This is a genomic window from Bradyrhizobium sp. LTSP857 (assembly GCF_000938285.1).
Classification (GTDB): Bacteria; Pseudomonadota; Alphaproteobacteria; order Rhizobiales; family Xanthobacteraceae; genus Bradyrhizobium.
This window is the reverse complement of record NZ_JYMS01000039.1, coordinates 262,191-286,339: the sequence shown is the minus strand read 5'-3', so window position 1 is coordinate 286,339 and position 24,149 is coordinate 262,191. Positions and strand designations below refer to the sequence as shown.

The window sequence follows — 24,149 nt, the reverse complement described above, 5'->3', positions numbered from 1 at the left end:
CGGTTGCGGCCCCCGCTCAGCGGCTTCGTGCTGCGCTGTGTCCGGGGCAAATAGATGAACGGGCGTCTACTTCGAATATTCCCGGACCGCCCGTACCACGGCGGCCGGCGCCTCCTGCGCCACGCAATGGCCGACACCGTCGAAGGCAAGGGCACGGGCGTGCGGAATGAGGGACACGGCGCGTGAAGCCATCTCCTTGTAGATCGGTCCCGACTTCTCGGCGGTCGTAACCGTCACGGGGCACTCGATCTCGGCGAGCCATGCAAACGGATTGCCGCGGGCGTCGCCGGTGTAAACCTGCTCCATCGCCTCGTAGATCGGACGCAGGATCGCCGACTCGATGTCTGGCGTGCAGCAGAGCCGTACCCGGCCATTGGCGAGTCGCGTGAAGCCGTGCCGTACATAGGCCCAGAGTGACGTCTCAGTCCAATCCGCAAAGGCAGGCGCCGCACGGTAGCGCTTGAAGACGGCATCAGGATTGTCGAACTCGGCCTGACGTCGCAGCGCGCCCTGGACGCGGGACAAGGATTCGTCGCTCAATCCTGCCGATGGATCGCGCGCCACGTGCGGGTTCATCACGGTCGGCTCCATGATGAAGAGACGCGTGAAGCGCTCCGGCCGAAGTTTCGCTGCGAGCAGAAGATCGGTCGCACCTGCGCTGTGGCCGATGCCGTAGACGTCGCGAAGGTCGAGCGCATCGATCACCCGGCAAATGTCCTCGGCGTAATCCAGGAAGTGATAGGCGCCGGGCTTGTGGCTTGCGCCGTGGCCGCGGCGGTCGAGTGCATAGACGGTGTGGGTCGAGGCGAGATCGCGTGCGACCTCATCCCAGACGTCGGCGACAAAGCCGGTGCCGTGCAGGAGCAGGGCCGGCGGTTTGCCGCTCTCGCCCCATTGTACCATCGCAATGTTCGCGTCCGCGGAGCCGATGGAAAAGCGTTGCTGACTGATCATGGTGACGGGACGCTACTTCGCATCCTCCAAAATCATCGCAGCACCCTTCTCTGCGATCATCGCGGTCGGCGTGTTGGTGTTGCCTGACGTGATGGTCGGCATGATCGAGGCGTCGACGATGCGCAGGCCGCTGAGGCCGTAGAAGCGCAAGCGTTCGTCGACCACCGCCATCGGATCGTTCGCCGCTCCCATCTTCGCCGTGCCGACGGGATGGAAGATAGTGGTGCCGATATCGCCGGCGGCTTTTGCGAGCGAGGCATCGTCGTCGCCGACAGTGGGACCGGGCAGATATTCGCTCGGGCGATATTTTGCCAGCGCCTTCTGCTGCATCAGCCGGCGCGTGGTGCGGATGGCGTCGGCGCCGACCTGGCGGTCATCTTCGGTTGAGAGGTAATTCGGGGCGATGATCGGCTTCTCGTCCGGTGTCGTTCCGCGCAGGCGCACGGTGCCGCGCGAGGTCGGCTGGAGATTGCAGGCGCTAACGGTGATCGCGGGGAAGCGGTGCAGGGGATCGCCGAACTTGTCGAGCGACAGCGGCTGCACATGGAACTGGATGTTGGCGCGCGCGCGTGTCGCATCGGAGCGGGTGAAGATGCCGAGCTGCGATGGCGCCATCGTCAAGGGACCGCGGCGGCGGAAGGCGTAATCGAGCCCCATCAGGCCACGGCGGAACAGATTGTAATAGGTCTCGTTCAATGTGCGCACGCCCTCGACCTTGTAGATCGCGCGCTGCTGGAGATGGTCTTGCAGGTTGCGGCCGATGCCGGGCTTGTCCATTACGATGTCGATGCCGAGCGGCGACAACCAGTCCGCTGGCCCGATTCCGGAGCGATGCAGCACCTGCACCGAGCCGATGGAGCCTGCCGAGAGGACTACCTCGCGCCTGGCGCGCGCCTCGATGATCTCGCCGTTCTGGATGAAGCGCACGCCGACGGCGCGGCCCTGCTCGATGATGAGGCGGTCGACCAGCACGTTCTTCTCGAGCCGCAGGGTGGGACGGTTCAGCGCGGGCTTGAGAAACCCGCGCGCCGACGACCAGCGCCGGCCGCGCTTCTGGTTGACGTGGAAATAGCTCGTGCCTTCGTTGTCGCCGGTGTTGAAATCCGGAATGCGCTTGATGCCCATCTCCTCGGCGGCGTCGCCGACCGCATCGAGAACGTCCCACGATAGCCGCGGCGCCTCGATGCGCCAGCCGCCGCCTGTGCCGTGATGCTCGCTCGCGCCCAGGAAGTGATCTTCGAGCCGCTTGAACAGCGGCAGCACGTCGTCATAGCCCCAGCCGGTCATGCCGAGCTGGCGCCAATGATCATAGTCGGCGGCCTGTCCGCGCATCGAGATCATGGCGTTGATCGCCGATGAGCCGCCGATCACCTTGCCGCGGGGATAGGCGAGCGCGCGGCCGTTCAGCCCCGGCTCGGCCTCGGTCTTGAACATCCAGTCCGAGCGCGGATTGCCGATTGCGAAGAGATAACCGACCGGGATGTGGAACCAGATCCAGTTGTCATCACCGCCGGCTTCCAGGATCAGAACGCGGTTCTTGGGATCGGCCGACAGCCGGTTGGCGACGATGCAGCCCGCCGTGCCGGCGCCGACGATAATGTAGTCAAACTCACCTTCGAGCCGTCTTGGCATTCTGCTTCCACCCGGATGGTCACTTAACGTTCCGTCCTAATAGGCAGACGCGGCGGATCGGGACAAGTCCGGCCATGCCGGGCGGGCAGGGCTAGGCTCCGATCTGAGGCAGTTGGGTGGACTGGCGCTTGCATGGTAGACGGTCCTGTATTCCCAACAAAGCTTGAGATCCTCCATGCCCATCGTGAACCGCGTCGCCGACCTTCAACCCGACATCCAGGCCTGGCGACGGGACATCCATCAGCACCCCGAGCTGCTGTACGACGTCCACCGCACCGCAGCATTCGTCGCGGACCGCCTGCGCGAGTTCGGCTGCGATGAGGTCGTGACGGGCATTGGCCAGACCGGCGTGGTCGCGGTGATCAAGGGCAGCAAGCCGGCCGGGGAGGGCCTCAAGACCATTGGCCTGCGTGCCGACATGGACGCGCTGCCGATCGATGAGCAGACCAATCTGCCTTATGCCTCGAAGAATTCGGGCAAGATGCACGCCTGTGGCCATGACGGCCACACCGCGATGCTGCTCGGTGCTGCGCGTTACCTGGCCGAGACCCGCAATTTCGCCGGCGATGCGGTCGTGATCTTCCAGCCCGCCGAGGAGGGCGGCGCCGGCGGTGCGGCCATGGTCAAGGACGGCATGATGGAGCGCTTCGGCATCGAGCAGGTCTACGGCATGCACAATGGCCCCGGCATTCCGATCGGCTCGTTCGCGATCCGGCCGGGCCCGATCATGGCAGCCACCGACGAGGTCGACATCATGATCGAGGGCCTCGGCGGCCATGCCGCGCGGCCGCACAAATGCGTGGATTCCGTGCTGGTCGGCGCGCAGCTGATCACCGCGTTGCAGTCGATCGTCGCGCGCAGCATCGATCCGCTGGAATCGGCCGTGATTTCGATCTGCGAGTTCCACGCCGGCAACGCCCGCAACGTCATTCCGCAGACTGCGACGCTGAGGGGGACGATCCGCACGCTGTCGCCGGAGGTACGCAAGCTCGTCGAGAAGCGCGTGCGCGAAGTGGTGGCGGGCGTGGCGCAGATCACCGGCGCGAAGATCGACCTGCACTACAAGCGCAATTATCCGGTGGTCAACAACCACGTCGCGGAGACCGAGGTGGCGACGCGCATTGCGAAGCAGGTGGCGGGGGACACCAATGTGCACGAGATGCCGCCGCTGATGGGCGGCGAAGACTTTGCCTACATGCTGGAAGCGCGCCCCGGCGCCTTCATCTTCTGCGGCAACGGCGACAGCGCCGGCCTGCATCACCCCGCCTACAATTTCAACGACGAGGCGATCGTCTTCGGCACGTCCTATTGGGTCAAGCTGGTCGAGGAGCAGCTCGCGGCGTCGTAAGCCCTTACGGCCGAGCGCAACGAAAAAGGGCCCGTGCATCGCACGGGCCCTTTGACGTCAGTGGGCGGCGATCTCTCAGAAGACGTGAGAGAAGAAGTAGTACAGCGAGCCCGAGATGATCATCGCGGCCGGCAGGGTCAGCACCCAGGCCATGGCGATGTTGCGGATCGTGGACCATTGCAGGCCCGAACCGTTGGCGGCCATCGTGCCCGCGATGCCTGACGACAGCACGTGGGTGGTCGACACCGGCAGACCGTAGATGTCGGCAGCGGCGATGGTGGCAGCCGCCGTGATCTCGGCGCAGGCGCCTTGCGCGTAGGTCAGGTGCGTCTTGCCGATCTTCTCGCCGACCGTGACGACGATGCGCTTCCAGCCGACCATGGTGCCCAGCCCAAGCGCGATGGCGACCGCGATCTTCACCCAGCCGGGGATGAACTTCGTGGCGCTGTCGAGCGAGCCCTTATAGGCATTGAGCACAGCGACGTCGTCGGCGTTGAGCTCGGCTTCCTTGTCCTTCATCAGGAAGCGGAGCGCTTCCGAAGCGAGGTACATGTCGTTGCGGGTGTTGCCGACGACGTCCGCCGGAACCTTGGCGAGCGAGCCGTAGGTGGTCACCTGCTTGGCGATATCGCGCACGAGCACGGCGAGCGACGGGAAGGTGCCGCCGTTGACTTCGCGCGTGGCGACGTAGCTGGTCACGGCGGGCCGCGGATTGCCGAGCACGTTGTAACCGGCCGCCTTGCCGTCGATGATCTTGCTGGCCGCGTCCGAGTTCGTGACGAAATGTTCGATCTCGGTCGCCGGCAGCGCGCGGTTGAGCGCATAGGCCGTTGGCACGGTGCCGATCAGGATCAGCATGATCAGGCCCATGCCCTTCTGGCCGTCATTAGAGCCGTGGAAGAAGCTCACCAGCGTGCAGGTGAGGATCAGGATGCCACGGATCCACAACGGCGGCGGCTGGTCGCCCTTCGGCTCGCCGAACAGAGCGGGCGTGGCACGCAACAGCGCGTTGCGCAGGATCAGAAGCAGAACGGCGGCGAGCGCGAAGCCGAACAGCGGCGACATCAGCAGCGCCTTGCCGATGTTGGTGGCCTGGGACCAATCGACACCCGAGGTGCCGCTGCGGCCGTGCAGGAGCGCATTCATGATGCCGACGCCCATGATCGAGCCGATCAGCGTGTGCGAGCTCGAGGCTGGCAGGCCGAAATACCAAGTACCGACGTTCCAGATGATAGCGGAGATCAACAGCGCGAACACCATCGCGAAGCCGGCGCTGGAGCCGACCTGAAGGATCAGCTCGACCGGCAGCAACGAGACGATGCCGAACGCCACAGCGCCCGAGGACAGCAGCACGCCGAACAGATTGAACAAGCCGGACCACACCACGGCGATGTTGGCGGGCAGGGAGCGCGTGTAGATGACGGTCGCGACCGCATTGGCGGTGTCGTGGAAGCCGTTCACGAACTCGAAGCCGAGCGCGATCAAAAGCGCGACGAAGAGCATGAGGAAGGGGGCGATGCTCTTGACCTGCGCGCCAGCCGCATCGACATCGACCCAGATGCTGTAGGCAACGAAGAGCAGTGCGGCGGCGATGACCCCCATATAGATGATACCAGTCAGCGGATGGAATCCGCCTTCAAGGTCGGGGCCCTTACGCAAGGCCGGCTCAATGGAGCCGGGTAAAGCAACGTCACTCATCGGAATTCTCCTGTCCCAATGCCTCCGATTTTGCGCGCGGCATGTGACAGCCAGTTGAAATGGTTGAAAAACTATTGATAAGGGGAAACTTTTCCACCGCCTGTTGCGCGCATTGCGGAGAGCGTCAAGCGGCGTGGGCGGATTTCTTCTGAAGACCGGCAGCGATCTTCAGGTCTTCAACAAAGCGCTGATATTCCAGCACCTTGGCCTCGGGGTCGGGCAGCCGCAGCAAATAGGACGGATGTACCGTCACCAGCGCCTTGCGGCCGTCGGGAAGGTCGATCAGCCGGCCGCGGGTCTTGCCGATCGGCGTGATCTTGCCCAACACGCTTTGCGCGGCGGTCGCGCCCATCGCCACGACGAGATCGGGCTGGATTGCCGACACTTCCCGCTCATACCACTGCCGGCACGCTTTGATCTCCGGCGTTGCCGGCTTCTGATGCAGGCGGATTTTTCCGCGGGGCACAAATTTGAAGTGCTTCACCGCATTGGTGACATAGACCTTCTTGCGGTCGACGCCGGCCTCTTCCAGCGCACGGTCGAGCATCTGGCCGGCGGGGCCAACGAAGGGATGGCCGGCGAGGTCTTCCTTGTCGCCGGGCTGCTCGCCGATCAGCATGATGGTGGCGTCCTTCGGACCTTCGCCGAACACGGTCTGCGTCGCATCCTTGTAAAGCGGGCAGGCGCGGCAATGCGCAGCCTCCTCGCGGAGTGTTTCGAGATCGTCGGCGGCTGTGGTTTTGCGGGTCATCGGAGCCTCCGGCCGCTTCTGAGGCTTGTGTGGATCGGTCGCGGATTTAGCGATCATGGCGCCGGTCATGCGTTCGGCGTCCTCGATCAAGGGTTTAATGATCGAAGCCTCGGGCAGGTTCCTCCAATATTTCTTCGGCATCTCCGTCTGCATCGCCTTCACCTTGAGCCGTGCCGGATTGAAGATGCTGGCGTAGTAGCGTCGCCAGGTTTCCTCGAGCCGGTCTTCGCCGGGGGCCTCGCCCTTGCTGACGCCTGATGTGAACGTCAGTGCGTGGCCATCCCAATGCGCGCACAGGTCCGGCGTCAGGATCGACCAGGGCATGTCGGCAAAGCGTTTGGCGAAGAACGGCGCAGCGAGCTCGACGATGTGATGTTCCGGCTCGAACCAGGCGACGTAATGCGCTTCGCGTTCCCGGCCGATCTCGCGGAAACGCACGAAGGCATGCATTTTGTGCTCGTCGCGATGGACGGCTCTTGCCATGGCGGTGATTTGCGCGACGTCGGAATCGGTCGCGACCTCGATGAGATCGTGATTGTCCTTCAGCCGGAAGAGCAGGCGATAGAGGATCGCGAAACGCTCGCCGTCGCGGTGAAGGATTGCCGCTTTTGCGAACTCGACAAATTTTGCGGGCACGTTGAAGGTGCCGTCGTTCACCTCAAGTATCGGAGACGGCGCAGGCATCGCGAACAACTCCGCTTCGCCGCCTTGCACGGTCCAGGTGACATCGGCAGGCCTCACATGATGAAGCACGAGGCTACGTGCGGCTTTGCGCCAGCCGTCGAAATCGGTTTCGGTGTCGAGGGTGAGGTACTGCATCAGAAGCCAAATCCCAATTGCGTTGCCCTCGGCTTGAATCGCTCGATGAGCCCGGCAGCATCGAGCCGATGCGACGGAGGGCGATGATCGCTGAGGACGATGAACGGCAGCGCCTTTTTCTGGGGCACATGCAGCCGCGCGAGATCGGCGACGCGGATCGTGGTCGTGCGCCGCGTTGCGATGATGCGCTCGACCGCCTTGGTGCCGAAGCCCGGCACGCGCAACAGTTCCTCGCGGCTGGCGCGGTTGATGTCGAGCGGGAAGCGGTCGCGATGGCGTAGCGCCCAGGCGAGCTTGGGATCGATGTCGAGCGGCAGCATCGCGCTGTCGTCGACGATCTCGCCGACGTCAAAACCGTAGAACCGCATCAGCCAGTCGGCCTGATAGAGCCGATGCTCGCGCAGCAAGGGCGGTGCGCGCAGGGGCAAAGCGCGGCTGGCATCGGGGATCGGGCTGAAGGCGGAGTAATAGACGCGCCTCAGCCGGTATGAACCGTAGAGATTGGCGCTGGTATGGAGGATGGTGTGATCGGAGGCAGCATCAGCGCCGACGATCATCTGCGTGCTTTGGCCAGCGGGTGCGAAACGCCGCGGCTTCGTCTTCGTTTTCGCGCGGTGGCTTTCTTCCGCTTCGTCCAGCTTCAGCCGCAGCCGGCCCATGGTACGGCGGATCGCGCGCACGTCCTTCTCAGGCGCGAATTGCTGCAGGCTCGTCTCGTCCGGCATTTCGATGTTGATGGAGAGACGATCGGCATATTTGCCGGCTTCCGTGATCAGCGCGTCGTCGGCCTCGGGAATGGTCTTGAGATGTATGTAGCCGCGGAAGTAATATTCCTCGCGCAGTTTTCGCGCGACGCCGACGACCTGCTCCATGGTGTAATCAGGGCTGCGGATGATGCCGGATGAGAGAAACAGTCCCTCGATGTAATTGCGCCGGTAAAAGTCGAGCGTGAGCTTGACCACCTCGTCGATGGTGAAGCGGGCGCGCGGCACGTTGGAGGAGGCGCGGTTGACGCAATAGAGGCAATCGTAATTGCAGGCGTTGGTCAGCAGCACCTTGAGCAGCGAGATGCAGCGTCCGTCCGGCGCGTAGGAATGGCAGATGCCCATGCCCGGCGCGGTCGAGCCCATGCCCTTGCCGTCGCTGGAATCCCGCTTTTCGGTGCCGCTGGAGGCACAGGACGCATCGTATTTGGCGGCGTCCGCCAGAATCTCCAGCTTGCGCTGTACGTCCATCTCAGAATCCCTTTGATTCAGCTCATGAATCCGACTGAGTGCCAATTCGATTGACTCTTCGGACGCCGTTAGCTTTATATTAGAACATATCATGAACAAATGAGCCAGCCGTTGGTTTCTTTTTTGAGAGCCACGGCATCTATCCCTGAAGGAGCGGCGAGCATGAGCGGCGCACGCGGAAGCGCGCTTGCGATCCTGCGCGGCCAGATCGAGCGCATCGAGGCGGCGGAGGTCGTGCATCAGCGCGATCGCGTCGCGCTCGGCCACAGCGAGGTGGACTGCGCGCTGAAGGGCGGGCTCGCGCGCGCGGCGATCCACGAGGTGTTTTGCGAGGGGCGCCAGGGCGCGGCCGCGACGGGCTTTGTCACCGGGCTTGCGGGCCGCGTGACGACACGCAAACCGCTGTTGTGGGTGCGGCAGGATTTTTCGGACATTGAAACCGGCGCGCTGTCGATGAGCGGGCTCGCCGAACTCGGTCTCGATCCGCGCCGCGTGGTGATGGTACGCGCCGCTGACGTGGAGAGTGCGCTGCGCGCCTCGGCCGACGCGCTCGCCTGCGATGCGCTGGGGGCCGTGGTGCTCGAGCTCTGGGGCGAGACCAGGCAGTTCGATCTCGTGGCGAGCCGCAAGCTGACGTTGGCCGCGCAGTCTTCCGGCGTCACCGGCCTGCTGCTGCGGATGGCTGCGCAGCCGCTGCCTTCGACTGCGGAGACACGATGGATGCTGCGCGCGGCGCATTCACCGCCGGGGGCGATGTGGAGTGCCTGGGGCGCGCCGCGCTTCGATGCCGAACTCCTGCGCAATCGTCATGGCCCGTGTGGCCGGTGGATCATGGAATGGAAATGTGATGAGTGCCAGTTCAGTGAACCGCCGGCGTATCCTCAGCCTGTGGCTGCCGCGCCTGCCCGTCGATCGGATCCAGCGATTTTTCCCGGCGCGCAGCGGCGTGCAGGATGAACAAAATATCGTCGTCATCAAGGACAACAACGCGCTGGTGATCCATTCGCTCGACGATGCGGCATCGCGTTTGGGCCTGCATATAGGCCAGCCCTTGGCCAATGCCCGGGCGATGTGTCCGGACTTAAAAGTGTTCGACGCCGATGTCGTGGCCGATGCAAAGACGCTGAGCGACGTCGCCGACTGGTGCGACCGCTTCACGCCGTTGGTTGCGCTCGATCCGCCGCACGGGCTGTTTCTGGACATCACCGGCTGCGCGCATTTGTTCGGCGGGGAAGCGGCGTTGTTGCAGACGCTGGTGCGCGCGCTGGGGCGTCAGGGCTTTGCCGTCAGCGCGGCGATTGCCGGGACCTCGGTCTGCGCGCGCACGCTGACGCGGCAGGCTTCAGGCACCATCGTCGCCGATGGCGGGGAGGCAGAGGCGATCAACCGTCTCCCGGTATCCGCGCTCGGCGCGGACGAGGCCATCACCACGGGGCTGCGCCGTGCCGGCCTGAAAACCATCGGCGATGTCGCATCCCGCGCGCCGCACGAAATCACGGCGCGGTTCGGCGCACGGTTCTCGACACTGCTCGCGCATGCGCTGGGACAGGGCGACGCGCCGATCAGTCCGCGCAAGCCGCTGCCGGATTACATCGTGGAAAAACGTTTCGCCGAGCCGATCGCAACCGACATCATGATCGCGATGACGCTGTCGCGCCTCGCCGATACGCTGATCGCGTCCATGGAGAAGCAGGGTAAGGGCGCACGACGCCTGGAGGCCGCCTTCTTCCGCACCGACGGCGTGGTGCGCGCGATCATGGTCGAGACCGGACGGCCGGTGACGCGAAGCGCCGTCATTGACCGTCTGTTCCGCGAGCGTCTCGATGCGCTCGCCGATCCCCTCGATCCCGGCTTCGGCTTCGACATGGTGCGGTTGTCGGCGAGCCGCACCGAGATCGTGGTGCAGGAGCAGCGCGATCTCGACGCCCATGTCCACGACAATGACGAGTTGGCCGCACTGATCGACCGCATCGCCGCGCGCATCGGCGGAAAACGCGTCGTCGTGCACCTGCCGCAAGATACTCATATGCCCGAGCATGCCGTGTTGGCCGTATCAGCGCAGCATCATCTTGCTGTCGCCACGCATGCAACATGGCCCGCACGCATGGAGAGCGAGCCGCCGCTGCGCCCCCTGCGGCTGTTCGAGAAGCCCGAGCCGATCAAGGTGCCGTTCGCAACCGTCCCCGACGGCCCGCCGCATCAATTCACCTGGCGGCGCGCGCTGCATGCGGTGGTGCGGGTGGAGGGGCCCGAGCGCATCGCCATGGAATGGTGGCGGCAGGACGGCAGGCAGCTCACGCGGGATTATTTTCGCATCGAGGATGCCGAGGGCCTGCGCTTCTGGATCTTTCGCGACGGTCTTTATGAGGGGGAAGTGTTCGACGGCGATGGCAAGCCCGCTTCTCCTGGCTGGTACGTGCATGGTCTCTTCGCATGAATACGCCCGCTTATGCCGAGATCGGCATCACCACGAATTTCTCCTTCCTGCGCGGCGGCTCGGATCCGCGTGCCTATGTGCATCAGGCGAGCATCCTCGGCATCTCCGCGATCGGCATTGCCGATCACAACACCCTTGCCGGCGTGGTGCGCGCTTATAAGGAACTCGACAATGAGAAGGTGCTGAACAAGCCGAAGTTGCTCATAGGCACGCGCATCGTCTTCATCGACGGCACGCCCGATATTTTGGTCTATCCGCGCGACCGCACCGCCTATGGCCGGCTGTGCCAGCTCCTCACGCGGGGCAAGCGTGGCGACGACATCACGCGGATCGAGAAGGGCGAATGTCATCTCAGCTTCGCCGATCTCCTGGAATTCTCGGAAGGCCAACTCCTGGTCCTGACGCTGCCGCATCGCTTTGAAAAAGCGCAAGCGTTGGATGTTCTTGCCAAGTTGAAAGCGAGCCGCGCCGAAGGCGTGTGGCTGGCGGCGAGCCTGATCTATCGCGGCGATGATCGGCGCCGCCTCGTGCGGCTCGATGACCTCGCGGCGACGGCAAAGGTACCGCTGCTCGCGACCAATGAGGTGCTCTATCACGACCCCGGCCGCCGCCCGCTTCAGGACGTGTTGACCTGCATCCGGGAAAAAACCACGATCGAGGTGGTCGGCAAAAAGCTGGAGGCCAATGCCGAGCGCTTTCTAAAGACACCCCGCGAAATGGCGCGGCTGTTCCGCGATTTTCCCGAGGCGATCGCGGAGACCATGCGTTTTGCGGACAAGATCGTCTTCTCGCTCGATCAGCTCAAATACCAATATCCGGACGAGCCGGTTCCGCCCGGCAAGACCGCGCAGCGTCATTTAGAAGATTTAACGTGGCAAGGGGCTCACAGAAAGTTTCCAATCCGAATTGCGCCGAAAACAAAAAAGACTCTGCATAAGGAATTACGGCTCATCAGAAAGCTAAAATACGCACACTATTTCCTTACAGTGCACGATATCGTTCATTACGCCCGCGGCGAGAACATACTGTGCCAAGGCCGCGGCTCTGCTGCAAATTCAGCCGTCTGCTATGTGCTCGGCATCACCTCGGTCGACCCGACCAAGGTTGATCTGCTGTTCGAGCGGTTCATCTCCAAGGAGCGGCTCGAGCCGCCCGACATCGACGTCGATTTCGAACATTCGCGGCGCGAGGAGGTGATGCAGTATGTCTATCGCCGCTATGGTCGCCACCGCGCCGCGATCATCGCCACCGTGATCCATTATCGTCCGCGCAGTGCCATCCGCGATGTCGGCAAGGCGCTTGGCCTGACCGAGGACGTCACCGCCGCGCTCGCCGACACCGTCTGGGGACACTGGGGTAAGGGCCTCAACGACATGCAGGTCAAGCAGGCCGGGCTCGATCCCCAAAATCCCATGATCAACCTCGCGGTCGAGCTTGCGACCGAGCTGATCGAATTTCCGCGCCATCTCTCCCAGCATGTCGGCGGCTATGTGCTCACCCAGGACCGGCTCGACACCTATGTGCCGATCGGAAATGCCGCGATGGAGGACCGCACCTTCATCGAATGGGACAAGGACGACGTCGACACCCTCAACATGATGAAGGTCGACGTGCTGGCGCTAGGCATGCTGACCTGCATTCGCAAATGCTTTGATTTGATCGATCAGCACAAGGGTAAACGATACGAGCTTGCGGACATTAAGTCAGAGGATGACGACGAAGTTTATCAAATGCTTCAGCGGGGGGAATCGCTCGGCGTATTCCAGGTCGAGAGCCGCGCGCAGATGAACATGCTGCCGCGCCTGAAACCGCGGACTTTTTATGATCTCGTCATCGAGGTCGCGATCGTGCGGCCCGGGCCGATCCAGGGCGACATGGTGCATCCGTATTTGCGGCGGCGGAAAATGAAGCCGGAGGATATCGAGTATCCTTATCCAAAGGGTGGCAACAAGAACGAACTTCGTGAGGTCTTGCACAAGACACTTGGCGTGCCCTTGTTTCAGGAGCAGGCCATGCGGATTGCGATCGTGGCTGCAGAGTTTACCTCGGAAGAGGCCAACGGGTTGCGGCGTGCCATGGCAACATTTCGAAATGTCGGAACCATCGGCAATTTCGAAGAAAAAATGATCGGCAACATGATCCGTCGGGGTTACGACCCTCAGTTCGCCAAGAATTGCTTTGAGCAGATAAAGGGCTTTGGCTCCTACGGCTTCCCCGAGAGCCATGCCGCAAGCTTTGCCCAGCTCGTCTACATCTCATCATGGCTGAAGTATCATCACCCCGACGCGTTTTGCTGCGGTTTGCTGAATTCGCAGCCGATGGGCTTTTACGCCCCGGCACAAATCGTCGGCGATGCCCGCAAGAATGGCGTCGAGGTGTGCGATATCGATGTGTCCTACAGTTTTGCGCAGAATACGCTGGAGAATGTGGCCGACAGATACTGTGCAGTGCGTCTTGGCTTCCGTCAGATCGACGGCTTTCATTGGCTCGATCCGGATGAGGAGCTCCTCAAAAAGAAACAGGCAAAGCGGCGAGGTGAAGAATATGTCAGTCCGAAAGACTGGGCCGATCGCATCATCGACGCCCGCAATCTCGGCCCCTTCACCTCGCTCGAAGACTTCGCCCGCGACACCGGTCTCCCCAAGCGCGCGCTGATCCTGCTTGCGGACGCCGACGCCTTCCGCTCGCTCGGGCTCGATCGCCGCGAGGCGCTGTGGCAGGTGCGGCGGCTGCCCGACGACGTGGTGCTGCCGCTGTTTGAAGCGGCGACCGCACGGGAGCAGCCGGACGAGCATGCCAAGCCGTTGCCGGTGATGCCGCTCCCCGAGCAGGTGGTCGCGGATTACCAGACCATCCGCCTATCGCTGAAGGGCCATCCGATGGAATTCCTCCGCGAGATGTTTTCGCGCGAACGTATCGTGGCCTGCAAGGACGTCAGCCATGAGAACGAGCGTCGCCGCGTCCGCTGCGCCGGCGTGGTGCTGGTGCGGCAGCGACCGGGCAGCGCCAGCGGCGTGGTGTTCATGACGCTGGAGGACGAAACCGGCATCGCCAATGTCGTGGTGTGGCCCAAGATCATGGAGCAGTACCGCAAAGAGGTGATGGGCGCGCGCCTGATCCTGGTCGAGGGCTATATCCAGAGCAGCCCCGAGAAGGTGACGCATCTGATCGCGCAGCGCATGATCGACCGCTCGCATGATCTGATTGGACTGGCCAACGACGCGCTGAGCCGCACGCATCCAGTGCTGGCTGGCGCCGCCCTGATCGAGCCGCTCAACGACGACCGCCGAGATCACATGGATGCGCCTGCGCAAAAAATCCGCCACCCCCGCAACGTCCGCATCCTGCCGCCGTCGCGGGATTTTCATTGAAGCTTGTCGCTCACAACACCGCTCTCAAACCGTCACCCTGAGGTGGCCGCTTCTTCAGCGGCCCTCGAAGGGCGACGGCCCGGTTGCATCGGGGCCGTGCATCCTTCGAGGCTCGCTGCACGGTGCGTTGCACCGTACAGCTCGCACCTCAGGATGACGGAACTGGCAGGGATGCGTGCCCCTAAAAATTTACCCGGTTCGAGATCGCCCCATCCACGATGAGATTGGAGCCCGTGGTGAACGATGACACCGGGCTTGCCAAAAACGCCGCCGCGCTCGCGATCTCCTGCGGCGTCGCCATGCGGCCCGTCGGGTTGCGGCTCATCGCATCTTCGTAGCGCTTCGGCATATTCTGCTCGATCGTATTCCAGACGCCGCCCTTGAAATAGACCGTGCCGGGCGACACCACGTTGACGCGGATTTTCTTCTTGGCATATTGCCGCGCCAGTCCCTTGGCCATGTGGATCAGCGCCGCCTTGATCGGGCCGTAGGAGCTCGCGAGATCGGCCTGCGCCGCCGAGATCGAGGAGATGATGACGAAGGCGGCGTCCCCGCTCTTTTCGCCGCTTGTCTCGAGAAACGGCCGCGCGGCGTCAAACGCATGCACGGCGCCGAGCAGGTCCAGCCGGAAATTTTGCTCCCACGATGCCGCATCATGACCTTGCGCCATGGCGCCCGCATTGGAAAACAGCATGTCGATGCCGCCGAGCTCTTTTGCGGCACCCTCGATCCAAGATTTCAGCGCCGCGCCGTCGCTGATGTCGGCCGGCCCGCCGGTGGCGCGGATACCGCTCGCCTTCAACTCGGTGACGGTCGCCGCGACCTGATCCGCATTGCGTGCGCACACCGCGACATTGCTGCCTTCACCGGCCAGCGTCGCCGCAATCGCCCGCCCGATGCCGCGCGTGCCGCCGAGCACGATGGCGTTCTTTCCTTTGAGACCGAGATCCATTGATGGCACCTTCTTGTTGATCCTGCGGACCTTAGTTGTTTGAACGAGGATATCGAATTCGTTTTCGGTGTCATACCCCGCGCAAGCGGGGTATCCAGTACGCCGTGACGTCTCGGCTCTATCATCAGTGTCTCTGGAATACTGGATCATCCGCCTTCGCGGATGATGACACCGAGTAAAATGGCCAAGAGCGCGCCGTACTCACTCCGGCGCGGCGCCCACCGGCGGGCCGCCGGGCGGGCGGTGCAGGTAGGTCAGCGACACGTAGGCGCCGGCCCATGAGCCGATCGCCGCGAAAGCGACATAGAAGGCGTTTTCGGTGTAGCTGATCACGGCGTAGGAGGAGAGCAGATACCAGACTGCGCTCCAGTTCGCGGCCGGCACGCGCTTGCGTGCGATCACGGCCGAGGTGAACATCACATAGACTGCGTCGGTGGCCGCCGTTGCGATGAATACGGCGCCTGCGGTGAGGGGATCGATGGCGGCCATTGCATGCCTTTATGTGGTAATGGAAGGTCGCAAAAACTAAGGGAGATAAGCGGCCATGCAAAGCCCCTCCAACATTCTCAGTGACATCTGGACCTCCGCCGATGGCGATAAAGCCGCGCTCGAACGCGTACGGCTGACCGGCGAGGAGCCGCAAATCCCGTCCTCGTTCCGCGTCGCCGTAGCCGGACAAACGACCATCGCCGCCGCCGGCCTTGCCGCCGCGGAGATCTGGAAGCTGCGCAGCGGCGTGGCGCAGGACGTCAGCGTCGACATGCGCCACGCCGTAGTCGAATGCCGCTCGGAACGTTATTTGCGCCTCGACGACAAGCCGCCGCCACCGGCCTGGGACGTCATCGCAGGCGTCTACAGGACCGGCGACAACCGTTTCGTCCGCTGCCACACCAACTTCCCGCATCATCGCGACGCCGTCTGCAAGGTGCTGGCTTGCGAGCCCGAGCGCGAGAAAGTGCAGGCCGCATTGATGCAATGGAAGGGCGAGGATTTTGAAACCGCAGCTTACGCCGCCGGCGGCGTCGTTGCCCTGATGCGCTCTTACGACGAATGGTTGGCGCTGCCGCAATCGCGTGCGCTCGCAGAACTGCCGCTGGTCTCGATCGAAAAGATCGGCGATGCCCCGCCAAAGCCATGGCCTGAAGGCGATCGTCCGCTCTCAGGCCTTCGCGTGCTCGATCTCTCTCGCGTCATCGCAGGTCCTGTTGCCGGCCGCACGCTCGCCGCACACGGCGCCGATGTGCTGCTCGTCTCGGGGCCCGATCTGCCGGCCATTCCCTGGCTCACCATCGACACCGGCCGCGGCAAGCTCAGCACATCCATCGAACTCAAGAGCGAGGCAGGACGGGCGCAACTGCGCGAGCTGTTGAAAGAGGCCGACATCTTCTCGCAAGGCTATCGCCCGCGCGCGCTCGCAGCCCTCGGCTTCTCGCCGGAGGATACAGCCAGCATCAATCTCGGCATCGTCTATGTGACGCTGTCGGCCTACGGCCACGTCGGCCCCTGGGCTGAGCGGCGCGGCTTCGATTCGCTGGTGCAGACCACGACCGGCTTCAACGATGCGGAAGGGAAGGCCGCCGGCATCGACGGGCCGAAGGAATTGCCGGCGCAGATGCTCGATCACGCCACCGGCTATCTGATGGCGTTCGGTGCGATGATGGCCAAGGCCCGTCAGGCCCGCGAAGGCGGAAGCTGGCATGTGCGGGTGTCGCTGGCGCAGACCGGACGCTGGCTGTGGAATCTCGGCCGGCTCGAAGGTGGGCTGAACACCCCGGATCTTACGGGCGAGGCCGTACATCCAGCGTTCATGGAAACAGTGTCATCTGGCTTCGGTACACTGATGGCGGTGCGCCATTCGGCAGTGCTGTCGGCAACGCCGGCGCGTTGGAGTCGTCCGGCCATGCCGCTCGGCAGCCATCCGCCGCAATGGCCGGGGCGAAGCTGACATGGAGCTTACGTGGAGCTGACGTGGCAAAATTTTAACGCAAATTCAAAGGCGAGCCGCACTTTTTAGGTTGTTTGAAATCTCAATTCAGCACTATTAGCGCGACCGATGAGGCAGTCGCTTGCCGAGATCGTCGCGGACTTGACCGGGCCCCATGGTAGTTGAAAATACCAAGCGATTGCAGGTGTTTACAAAACAACGGGTGATCACATCCGTAGTTTTACTGGCGCTTGCAGGGGCCGGGGCCTACGGCTTTCTCTTTGCGGGCGCCAAGGACAAGAGCCATTCCGAAGTCTCCAGCCAGTCGCGCCGGAATGCGCAGAATTTCACGCCGACGCCGTCCGAATGGGCGACGCTGACAATCGAACCGGTCAAGAGCAAAGCCTTCAGGGCCGAATATGTCACCGAGGGCAAGGTCGCCGTCGATGAGGACCGTTCGACGCCGGTGTTCTCGCCCTATGCAGGCCGGGTGACCAAGCTGCTCGCCAAGCCGGGCGAGAGCCTGACCCAAGGTCAACCGCTGTTCACGATCGAGGCCGCCGACACCGTGCAGGCCCAGAACGATTTCATCACGGCGATGACGTCGCAGAACAAGGCGAAGTCGGCGGTCGATCTTGCCGACATCCAGTTCAAGCGCGCCAAGGACCTCTATGAGGGCCATGCCGTCCCGCTGAAGGACTATCAGCAGGCGGAAGCGACCCAGGTCCAGGCGCAGAACGACATGCGCTCCTCGGTGACGGCGCTGGAGGCCGCGCGCAACAAGCTGCGCATCCTCGGCTTCACCGACGAGATGATCAAGGCGTTCCAGGACAAGGGCGCCATCAATCCGGAGATCACGATCTATTCGCCGATCGCGGGCACGGTCGTGCAGCGCAAGATCGGCCCCGGACAGTACGTCAGTGCTGGCGCCAGCGATCCGGTCTTCGTCATTGGCGACCTCTCCACGGTCTGGCTGATCGCCTTCGTGCGCGAGAGCGACGCCGCCTCCGTCTCCGTCGGCCAGGACATCTCTGTCAACGTGATGGCGCTGCCGGGCCGTCCGCTGACCGCCAAGATCAACTACGTCGCCACGGCGATCGATCCCAACACCCGCCGCCTGCTGGTCCGCGCCACCATCGACAACAAGGACGGCCTGCTCAAGCCGGAAATGTTCGCCAACGTCACGATCTATTCGGCCGGCGATCGTGCAGCGCCTGCAGTGCCGAAGCAGGCACTGATCTACGAAGGCGATCAGGTCCGCATCTGGATCGCGCGTGAGGACAAGTCGGTCGAATTGCGCCAGATCAAGGTCGGCCTCATCAATGGCAACCTCGTCGAGGTGACCAGCAACCTGAAGCCCGGCGAACAGATCGTCACCAGAGGCAGCCTGTTCATCGACCGCGCGGCGTCCGGTAGCTGATCGACGACCCAAGAAACTGCGAAGACCTGAATGGATCGTCTCGTCGCCCTTGCCGTCAACCGACGCTACCTGATGGTCGGCATGTTCGTCGCCGTGCTCATCGGCGGCCTGATCGCGTTCAACCAGCTCAACATCGAGGCCTATCCCGACCCGACCCCGCCGATGGTCGACATCGTGACCCAGAGCCCCGGTCTGTCGGCGGAAGAGATCGAGCGTTACATCACGATCCCGATCGAGACCCAGGTCGCAGGCCTGAAGAACCTCACGACCATCCGCACGATCTCGCTCTACGGCCTCTCCGACGTCAAGCTCCAGTTCTCCTTCGCCTACACCTATGACGAGGCGCTGCAGCAGGTGCTGAACCGCCTGGCGCAGCTCGCGCCGCTGCCGGGCAACGTGCAGCCGCAGATCTCGCCGCTCAGCCCGATCGGCGAAATCTTTCGCTACCGCCTGGTCGGCCCGCCGAACTACAGCGTGCTCGACCTCAAGACCATCCAGGACTGGATTCTTCAGCGTCGCTTCCGCTCCGTGCCCGGCGTGATCGACGTCACCGGGTGGGGCGGCAAGAGCAAGACCTATGAGCTCCAGGTCGATTTCAACAAGCTTGTCGCCAACGGCCTGACGCTGCCGCAATTGTTGCAGGCGGTCAGCAATTCCAACGTCAATGTCGGCGGCAACACCGTCAATATCGGCCAGCAATCGGCCGTGGTGCGCGGCGTCGGCCTGATCCGTTCGATCGACGACCTTGCCAACACCATGGTGGCGCAGTCCGGCGGCAATCCGGTGCTGGTGAAGGATGTCGCCACCGTCACCGTTGGCCAGAAGCCCCGTCTCGGCATCGCCGGCCTCGACGATGCCGATGACATCGTGCAGGGCATCGTCCTGATGCGCCGTGGCGAGCAGAGCACGCCGACCATCAAGCGCGTCGAGCAGCTCGTCGCCGAGATCAACAACTCGAGCATCCTGCCGCCGGGGGTGCGCATCGAGCGCATCTATGACCGCAAGGACCTGATCGACCTCACCACCCATACCGTGCTGCACAACATGGTGGTCGGTATTTTGCTGATCGTGCTGTTGCAGTGGATCTTCCTCGGCGATTTGCGCAGCGCGCTGATCGTCGGCGCCACGATTCCGTTTGCACTGTTCTTCGCCGTGATCATCCTGGTGCTGCGTGGGGAATCGGCCAACCTGCTGTCGGTCGGCGCCATCGATTTCGGCCTCATCGTGGATGCCACCGTCATCATGGTGGAAGCCATCTTCCGCCGCCTCACGCAGACCACGCCGCCGGCGGAATCCGAGCAGATGTCGCCCGAGACGATGTTCGGCATGAAGAGCCATGCCATCCTCAGCGCCGCGGCCGACGTGTCGCGTTCGATCTTCTTTGCCGCCGCGATCATCATTGCGGCCTTTCTGCCGCTGTTCACGCTGTCCGGCGTCGAGGGCAACATTTTCGGGCCGATGGCGCGTACCTATGCCTACGCGCTCGCCGGCGGCCTGCTTGCGACCTTCACGGTGACGCCGGCACTGTCTGCGATCATCCTGCCCGCGCATGTCGAGGAGACCGAGACGAGGATCATGCTGATCCTGCACCGGATCTACATGCCCGTGCTGCATTGGGCCGTCGCCAATCGTGGCATCATGCTCGGCGCCGCCGTCGGTCTCGTCCTGATGACGGTGGCGCTTAGCCGGCTGCTCGGCCTGGAGTTCCTGCCCAAGCTCGAGGAAGGCAACCTCTGGGTCCGCGCCACGCTGCCGCCGACCATCTCGCTCCAGGAGGGCAACAGCTACGTCAACGAGATGCGCAAGCTGATCCGCGCCCGGCCCGAGGTGGAATCCGTCGTATCGCAGCACGGCCGTCCTGACGACGGCACCGACGCGGCCGGCTTCTTCAATGCCGAGTTCTTCGCGCCGCTGAAGCCCGCGAGCGAGTGGCCGGGCACGCACGACAAGGAGGAGCTGACCGCGCAACTGCTCAAGCAGCTCGACGACCGCTTCCCCGGCGTCGAATTCAATTTCTCGCAATATCTCCAGGACAACGTGTCCGAAGCCGTCTCCGGCGTGAAGGGCGAGAACTCGATCAAGCTGTTCGGCGGCGATCTCCAGGCGCTCACCGACACCGCCGCCAAGATCAAGTCGGTGCTGGCGACCGTGCAGGGCGTCACTGACCTTGCGGTGTTCACCTCGCTTGGGCAGCCGACGGTCCAGATCGACATCGACCGCGCCAAGGCCGCGCGCTATGGCCTCGCCCCCGGCGACATCAACGCCACCATCAAGGTCGCGATCGGTGGCGACACCGCGGGCGATCTCTACGAGCCGGGAAGCGACCGTCATTTCCCGATCATCGTCCGGCTCGCGCCGGAATACCGCAGGAGCGCGGAGGCAATCCAGAATCTGCGGATCGGCGCGCCCGGACCGAACGGCACCGTCACGCAAATTCCGCTGAGCGAGGTCGCCACGATCAGCCTCGTCTCGGGTGCGGCCTATATCTATCGCGAGCAGCAGGAACGCTATCTGCCGATCAAGTTCTCGGTGCGCGAGCGCGATCTCGGCAGCGCCATCCGCGAGGCGCAGCAGAAGATCGCCGAACAGGTGCAGTTGCCGCCCGGCTCGCACATGGAATGGGTCGGTGAGTTCGGCAATCTCCAGGATGCGATCAAGCGGCTGTCGATCGTGGTGCCGATCTCGCTGGCGCTGATCGCCGTCCTGCTCTGGTTCAATTTCGGCTCGATGACCGATACGCTGCTCGCCATGAGCGTCATCCCGATGGCGATCTTCGGCGGCGTGCTCGGGCTATTGATCACCGGCACCGCCTTCAGCGTCTCGGCCGCGATCGGCTTCATTGCGCTGTTCGGCATCGCCGTGATGGACGGCATCATCATCCTGTCGCAGTTCAACCAGTTGATCGATGAAGGCATGGACCGCGTCAGCGCGGTGATACGCACCGGCGAGTTGCAGCTCCGCCCGGTGCTGATGACCTGCGTCGTCGCAGGCGTCGGCCTGCTGCCGGCCGCGCTGTCGGGAGGCATCGGCTCGCAGGTGCAGAAGCCGCTCGCGGTCGTGGTCGTCACCGGCATGATGCTGGCGCCGATCGTGATCCTGGTGACGCTGCCGGTGCTGATCTCGTTCTTCTCGCGCCGCGCGCGCTGACGCGCATTGTTTGAGCATGATCTCCGCGCAAACGCGTCCCGCGTTTGTCGCGAGGGAAAACCGCTGCACACTTTTCCGGATCATGCTCTCACAACATCCGCTGCGCGATCCGCACCAGCATTGTGGTGCCGAGCCCGAGCAGCATCAGGCTCGCGAACCGGCTGCTCAGCGACAGCATCCGCGGCGTCAGCCGTGATCGCGCGGTTGCGACCATCGTGCTGAGCACGGTCCACCAGACCGCCGAGCCGACGAACACCCCAGCGATCAGTGGAGCCGCCGCGGATTGCGCGGAGAACGCGTTCAGCGCGGCAAGAAACAGGATGACCGTGAGCGGATTGGTGAATCCGAGCGCGATGGCGCTGAGATAGGCGCGCGCCAGGCGCACCCGGTCGATCTCGTTCGTTTCCTGAAGCATCAGGGAATTGCGATGCGTCCGGATCGCGAACCATAGCAGCGTGAGGGCCGAGACGATGCCGAAGCCCGCGGCATTGGCTTCGACCCACGGCTGCGCAAGCGAGCCCAGGCCCAGAACCGCAAAGGCACTGTAGGCGAGATGGACGGTTGCTGCGCCGAAGCCTGTTGCGAGGCCCGTGGCCATCCCCGATGCCAATGTACGTTGAATACACAGCATTCCCATTGGGCCGATCGGAGCCGCGACAGTGAAACCAATTCCAATGCCGGAGAAAAGTGCGGCAAGATAATGCGATAAAGGCATGCGACCGTACGAACAAATGAAATCTGTTCGTGTGCGTACCGGCGAAAATGAATCGTCGCCTCAACCGAACGGGTGAAAAGCGGACGAAAGCATCAACACGTTCGTGTGAGTCAGTGTCGTTGTGCTCTCGCGACAACAGTTCCAAGACTCAACGTGGAACCACATCGCACTTCGTTTGAACCTAATCGGACTTGTCGCGACTCAGAAGCCGTAGAGTCGCGCAGGATTGTCGACCAGGATTTTCTTGCGCACGTCGGCATCCGGCGCCCACGCCGGGAGCTGGTTGAGCAGGCGGCCATCGTCGATCGCGTGGAACAGTGCGATATCGGTGGCCTTGCGGCCCTCGACTTGCGCCGAATCCGGGTGCGGCCAGTCGGTGCCCCAGATGATCCGGTCCGCGTTCGCGGCGATCAACGCACGTGCATAGGGCACCATGTCCTGATAATCGGGCGCGAGGTTCGACGAGCGGTAGGCGCCTGAAATCTTCACATAGGCCTTGCCGGATTTGACCAGCGCGATGAGGTCGGCAAAGCCGGGCTGCTCGAGTCCGAGCGAAGCGTCGAGACCACCGAAATGGTCGAACACCGCCGGCACCGGTGAAGCCAGCACGAGATCCCTGATCGCGGAGATCATCGGCAGTGTGGTGTAAAGTTGCACATGCCAGCCGCGCGCCTTCATACGCTCGATAGCGGCGGTGAAACGATCGCGGCCGACATTGGGATTACTGACGCCGTCGGTCGCAAGATTGATGCGGATGCCTCGAAAGCCGTCCGCATGCATCGCGTCGAGCTCGTTCTCCGTGGTCTTGTCGTCGATCACGGCGACGGCGCGCGCGGTCGCGCCGCGCGCCTTCATCCCGAACAGGCTGGAGGAATTGTCGGTGCCGTAGATGCTCGGCGTGACGATGACCACGCGCTCGATGAGCAGCGCCTTGTGCAGCGCTGCCATTTCCTCGGGGCTCGCCGGTCCCGGCGTATAGACGCGCCCCGCGAAGAACGGAAACTTTTCGACATCACCATGGATATGGGTGTGACAGTCGCAGGCATGCGGCGGGACGTCGAAATTGATCGGCGTCGCGGGTTGCGCTGCGCGCGCGTAAATTTGGTCGGTCATGGCTACTCCGGCGGCGAGGAAGGCGCGCGGAACGATATCACATCAGCCGGGCAGTCCTGCCACGTCGGCGCATAGCTGCTCGACGAGCTCCGCAACCGGCCGCGCGCCGTCGACGCGTACGACCGGGCAGGGCAGGCCCGCGAGCCACGCTTCATGTTTTGCGAGACTGCGGCCTTCGCGATCGCCAGCTTCGTAGTGCGAGGCCCACTCGACGAACGACTCTGTCTCATCATGTCGCCAGCCGCCCGGCGCGACGGCATCGGCGCCGAAATGCGTGGCCTCGCGGGCTCGCAATCGCTTCAGCCGGATTTCGCGCGGCGTGGTCACGTAGACGACGAGATCGAACAGCGGGACGAGTTCGTCACCCCAACCGGTCACGGTCCCGCTCAGCACCCAATCGAGACGCGGCAGGAAGATCTCGCGCATCAGGCGCAGCCGATCTATGGCAGGGCGGGTCGTCTGGTAGGGCGGCGCGGTCGGCAGCCAGAAATAGTCGTCGCTGTCGTGATGCGGCAGCGCAAGCTGGTTCGCCAACGCACGGCCGAGCGTTGTCACGCCGGAGCCCGACGCGCCCATCAAGTGAATGCGGCAGCTTTTCATATTCGTTTCCTGGGAAGGCTTGAACCAAACAGA

The 24,149-nt window shown here is 63.4% G+C and carries 17 protein-coding genes; 7 read left to right on the top strand and 10 right to left on the bottom strand.

Annotated features, from left to right (window positions below; translation table 11 throughout):
* Nucleotides 1-66: 66 nt before the first annotated feature.
* A complete protein-coding gene (locus UP06_RS26035; RefSeq protein ID WP_045006515.1) occupies nucleotides 67-954 on the bottom strand; it encodes an alpha/beta fold hydrolase in 888 nt (295 codons plus the stop codon).
* Nucleotides 955-966: 12 nt separating this feature from the next.
* Nucleotides 967-2,586: a GMC family oxidoreductase gene (locus UP06_RS26030; protein ID WP_045006514.1), complete on the bottom strand. Its 1,620-nt coding sequence runs from the start codon at nucleotides 2,584-2,586 to the stop codon at nucleotides 967-969.
* A 175-nt stretch (nucleotides 2,587-2,761) separates the two neighbouring features.
* On the opposite strand from UP06_RS26030, the gene UP06_RS26025 reads away from it, so the two are divergent.
* Entirely contained in the window at nucleotides 2,762-3,934 is a 1,173-nt protein-coding gene (locus UP06_RS26025; RefSeq protein ID WP_045006513.1) for a M20 aminoacylase family protein, read from the top strand.
* Nucleotides 3,935-4,009: 75 nt separating this feature from the next.
* On the opposite strand, the gene UP06_RS26020 is transcribed toward UP06_RS26025, so the two are convergent.
* From UP06_RS26020 to UP06_RS26010, 3 genes are all read right to left on the bottom strand, one after another.
* Nucleotides 4,010-5,632, bottom strand: a complete 1,623-nt coding sequence (locus tag UP06_RS26020; RefSeq protein WP_045006512.1) for an inorganic phosphate transporter — start codon at nucleotides 5,630-5,632, stop codon at nucleotides 4,010-4,012.
* A 124-nt stretch (nucleotides 5,633-5,756) separates the two neighbouring features.
* On the bottom strand, nucleotides 5,757-7,202 hold the full coding sequence (locus tag UP06_RS26015) for a UdgX family uracil-DNA binding protein (protein WP_045006511.1): 1,446 nt from the start codon (nucleotides 7,200-7,202) through the stop codon (nucleotides 5,757-5,759).
* Nucleotides 7,202-8,437, bottom strand: coding sequence for a putative DNA modification/repair radical SAM protein (locus UP06_RS26010; protein WP_045006510.1), 1,236 nt, complete (start codon nucleotides 8,435-8,437; stop codon nucleotides 7,202-7,204). The genes UP06_RS26015 and UP06_RS26010 overlap by 1 nt, the downstream gene beginning before the upstream one ends.
* Before the next feature lie 162 nt (nucleotides 8,438-8,599).
* On the opposite strand from UP06_RS26010, the gene UP06_RS26005 reads away from it, so the two are divergent.
* The 3 genes from UP06_RS26005 to UP06_RS25995 are packed head-to-tail and all read left to right on the top strand — an operon-like array spanning nucleotide 8,600 to nucleotide 14,245.
* Nucleotides 8,600-9,394 carry an ImuA family protein gene (locus UP06_RS26005; RefSeq protein WP_045006509.1) on the top strand — a complete coding sequence of 265 codons (795 nt, stop codon included), beginning with the start codon at nucleotides 8,600-8,602 and terminating at the stop codon, nucleotides 9,392-9,394.
* Nucleotides 9,285-10,874: a Y-family DNA polymerase gene (locus UP06_RS26000; RefSeq protein ID WP_045006508.1), complete on the top strand. Its 1,590-nt coding sequence runs from the start codon at nucleotides 9,285-9,287 to the stop codon at nucleotides 10,872-10,874. Before UP06_RS26005 ends, UP06_RS26000 begins: the two co-directional genes overlap by 110 nt.
* On the top strand, nucleotides 10,871-14,245 hold the full coding sequence (locus UP06_RS25995) for an error-prone DNA polymerase (protein ID WP_045006507.1): 3,375 nt from the start codon (nucleotides 10,871-10,873) through the stop codon (nucleotides 14,243-14,245). Before UP06_RS26000 ends, UP06_RS25995 begins: the two co-directional genes overlap by 4 nt.
* A gap of 181 nt (nucleotides 14,246-14,426) precedes the next feature.
* Here the strand turns inward: UP06_RS25995 and UP06_RS25990 are convergent, their stop codons facing one another.
* Both UP06_RS25990 and UP06_RS25985 read right to left on the bottom strand, forming a co-directional pair.
* Nucleotides 14,427-15,197, bottom strand: coding sequence for an SDR family NAD(P)-dependent oxidoreductase (locus UP06_RS25990; protein ID WP_045006506.1), 771 nt, complete (start codon nucleotides 15,195-15,197; stop codon nucleotides 14,427-14,429).
* Between the two features lie 201 nt (nucleotides 15,198-15,398).
* Nucleotides 15,399-15,686: a hypothetical protein gene (locus UP06_RS25985; RefSeq protein WP_045006505.1), complete on the bottom strand. Its 288-nt coding sequence runs from the start codon at nucleotides 15,684-15,686 to the stop codon at nucleotides 15,399-15,401.
* A 55-nt stretch (nucleotides 15,687-15,741) separates the two neighbouring features.
* Here UP06_RS25985 and UP06_RS25980 point away from each other — a divergent pair, with 55 nt between their 5' ends.
* From UP06_RS25980 to UP06_RS25970, 3 genes are all read left to right on the top strand, one after another.
* Nucleotides 15,742-17,142: a CoA transferase gene (locus UP06_RS25980; protein WP_045006504.1), complete on the top strand. Its 1,401-nt coding sequence runs from the start codon at nucleotides 15,742-15,744 to the stop codon at nucleotides 17,140-17,142.
* Between the two features lie 154 nt (nucleotides 17,143-17,296).
* Nucleotides 17,297-18,541 carry an efflux RND transporter periplasmic adaptor subunit gene (locus tag UP06_RS25975; protein ID WP_045006503.1) on the top strand — a complete coding sequence of 415 codons (1,245 nt, stop codon included), beginning with the start codon at nucleotides 17,297-17,299 and terminating at the stop codon, nucleotides 18,539-18,541.
* Between the two features lie 30 nt (nucleotides 18,542-18,571).
* Entirely contained in the window at nucleotides 18,572-21,688 is a 3,117-nt protein-coding gene (locus UP06_RS25970; protein ID WP_045006502.1) for an efflux RND transporter permease subunit, read from the top strand.
* An 88-nt stretch (nucleotides 21,689-21,776) separates the two neighbouring features.
* Here UP06_RS25970 and UP06_RS25965 read toward each other — a convergent pair whose 3' ends face one another.
* From UP06_RS25965 to UP06_RS25955, 3 genes are all read right to left on the bottom strand, one after another.
* Nucleotides 21,777-22,403: a LysE family translocator gene (locus tag UP06_RS25965; protein WP_045006501.1), complete on the bottom strand. Its 627-nt coding sequence runs from the start codon at nucleotides 22,401-22,403 to the stop codon at nucleotides 21,777-21,779.
* Nucleotides 22,404-22,604: 201 nt separating this feature from the next.
* Complete coding sequence (locus UP06_RS25960) at nucleotides 22,605-23,516, bottom strand: amidohydrolase family protein (protein WP_045006500.1); 912 nt, start codon at nucleotides 23,514-23,516, stop codon at nucleotides 22,605-22,607.
* A gap of 42 nt (nucleotides 23,517-23,558) precedes the next feature.
* The gene (locus UP06_RS25955) at nucleotides 23,559-24,116 is read right to left on the bottom strand and encodes a P-loop NTPase family protein (protein ID WP_045006499.1); all 558 of its coding nucleotides are present in this window, start codon (nucleotides 24,114-24,116) and stop codon (nucleotides 23,559-23,561) included.
* Nucleotides 24,117-24,149: the final 33 nt, after the last annotated feature.

Coding starts and splice junctions, on each gene's coding strand:
- UP06_RS25985 (WP_045006505.1), bottom strand. CDS start 15,686: ATGGCCGCCATCGATCCCCTCACCGCAGGCGCCGTATTCATCGCAACG.
- UP06_RS26025 (WP_045006513.1), top strand. CDS start 2,762: ATGCCCATCGTGAACCGCGTCGCCGACCTTCAACCCGACATCCAGGCC.
- UP06_RS25990 (WP_045006506.1), bottom strand. CDS start 15,197: ATGGATCTCGGTCTCAAAGGAAAGAACGCCATCGTGCTCGGCGGCACG.
- UP06_RS25995 (WP_045006507.1), top strand. CDS start 10,871: ATGAATACGCCCGCTTATGCCGAGATCGGCATCACCACGAATTTCTCC.
- UP06_RS25980 (WP_045006504.1), top strand. CDS start 15,742: ATGCAAAGCCCCTCCAACATTCTCAGTGACATCTGGACCTCCGCCGAT.
- UP06_RS25965 (WP_045006501.1), bottom strand. CDS start 22,403: ATGCCTTTATCGCATTATCTTGCCGCACTTTTCTCCGGCATTGGAATT.
- UP06_RS26020 (WP_045006512.1), bottom strand. CDS start 5,632: ATGAGTGACGTTGCTTTACCCGGCTCCATTGAGCCGGCCTTGCGTAAG.
- UP06_RS25955 (WP_045006499.1), bottom strand. CDS start 24,116: ATGAAAAGCTGCCGCATTCACTTGATGGGCGCGTCGGGCTCCGGCGTG.
- UP06_RS26005 (WP_045006509.1), top strand. CDS start 8,600: ATGAGCGGCGCACGCGGAAGCGCGCTTGCGATCCTGCGCGGCCAGATC.
- UP06_RS26000 (WP_045006508.1), top strand. CDS start 9,285: ATGAGTGCCAGTTCAGTGAACCGCCGGCGTATCCTCAGCCTGTGGCTG.
- UP06_RS25960 (WP_045006500.1), bottom strand. CDS start 23,516: ATGACCGACCAAATTTACGCGCGCGCAGCGCAACCCGCGACGCCGATC.
- UP06_RS26010 (WP_045006510.1), bottom strand. CDS start 8,437: ATGGACGTACAGCGCAAGCTGGAGATTCTGGCGGACGCCGCCAAATAC.
- UP06_RS26035 (WP_045006515.1), bottom strand. CDS start 954: ATGATCAGTCAGCAACGCTTTTCCATCGGCTCCGCGGACGCGAACATT.
- UP06_RS26015 (WP_045006511.1), bottom strand. CDS start 7,202: ATGCAGTACCTCACCCTCGACACCGAAACCGATTTCGACGGCTGGCGC.
- UP06_RS26030 (WP_045006514.1), bottom strand. CDS start 2,586: ATGCCAAGACGGCTCGAAGGTGAGTTTGACTACATTATCGTCGGCGCC.
- UP06_RS25975 (WP_045006503.1), top strand. CDS start 17,297: ATGGTAGTTGAAAATACCAAGCGATTGCAGGTGTTTACAAAACAACGG.
- UP06_RS25970 (WP_045006502.1), top strand. CDS start 18,572: ATGGATCGTCTCGTCGCCCTTGCCGTCAACCGACGCTACCTGATGGTC.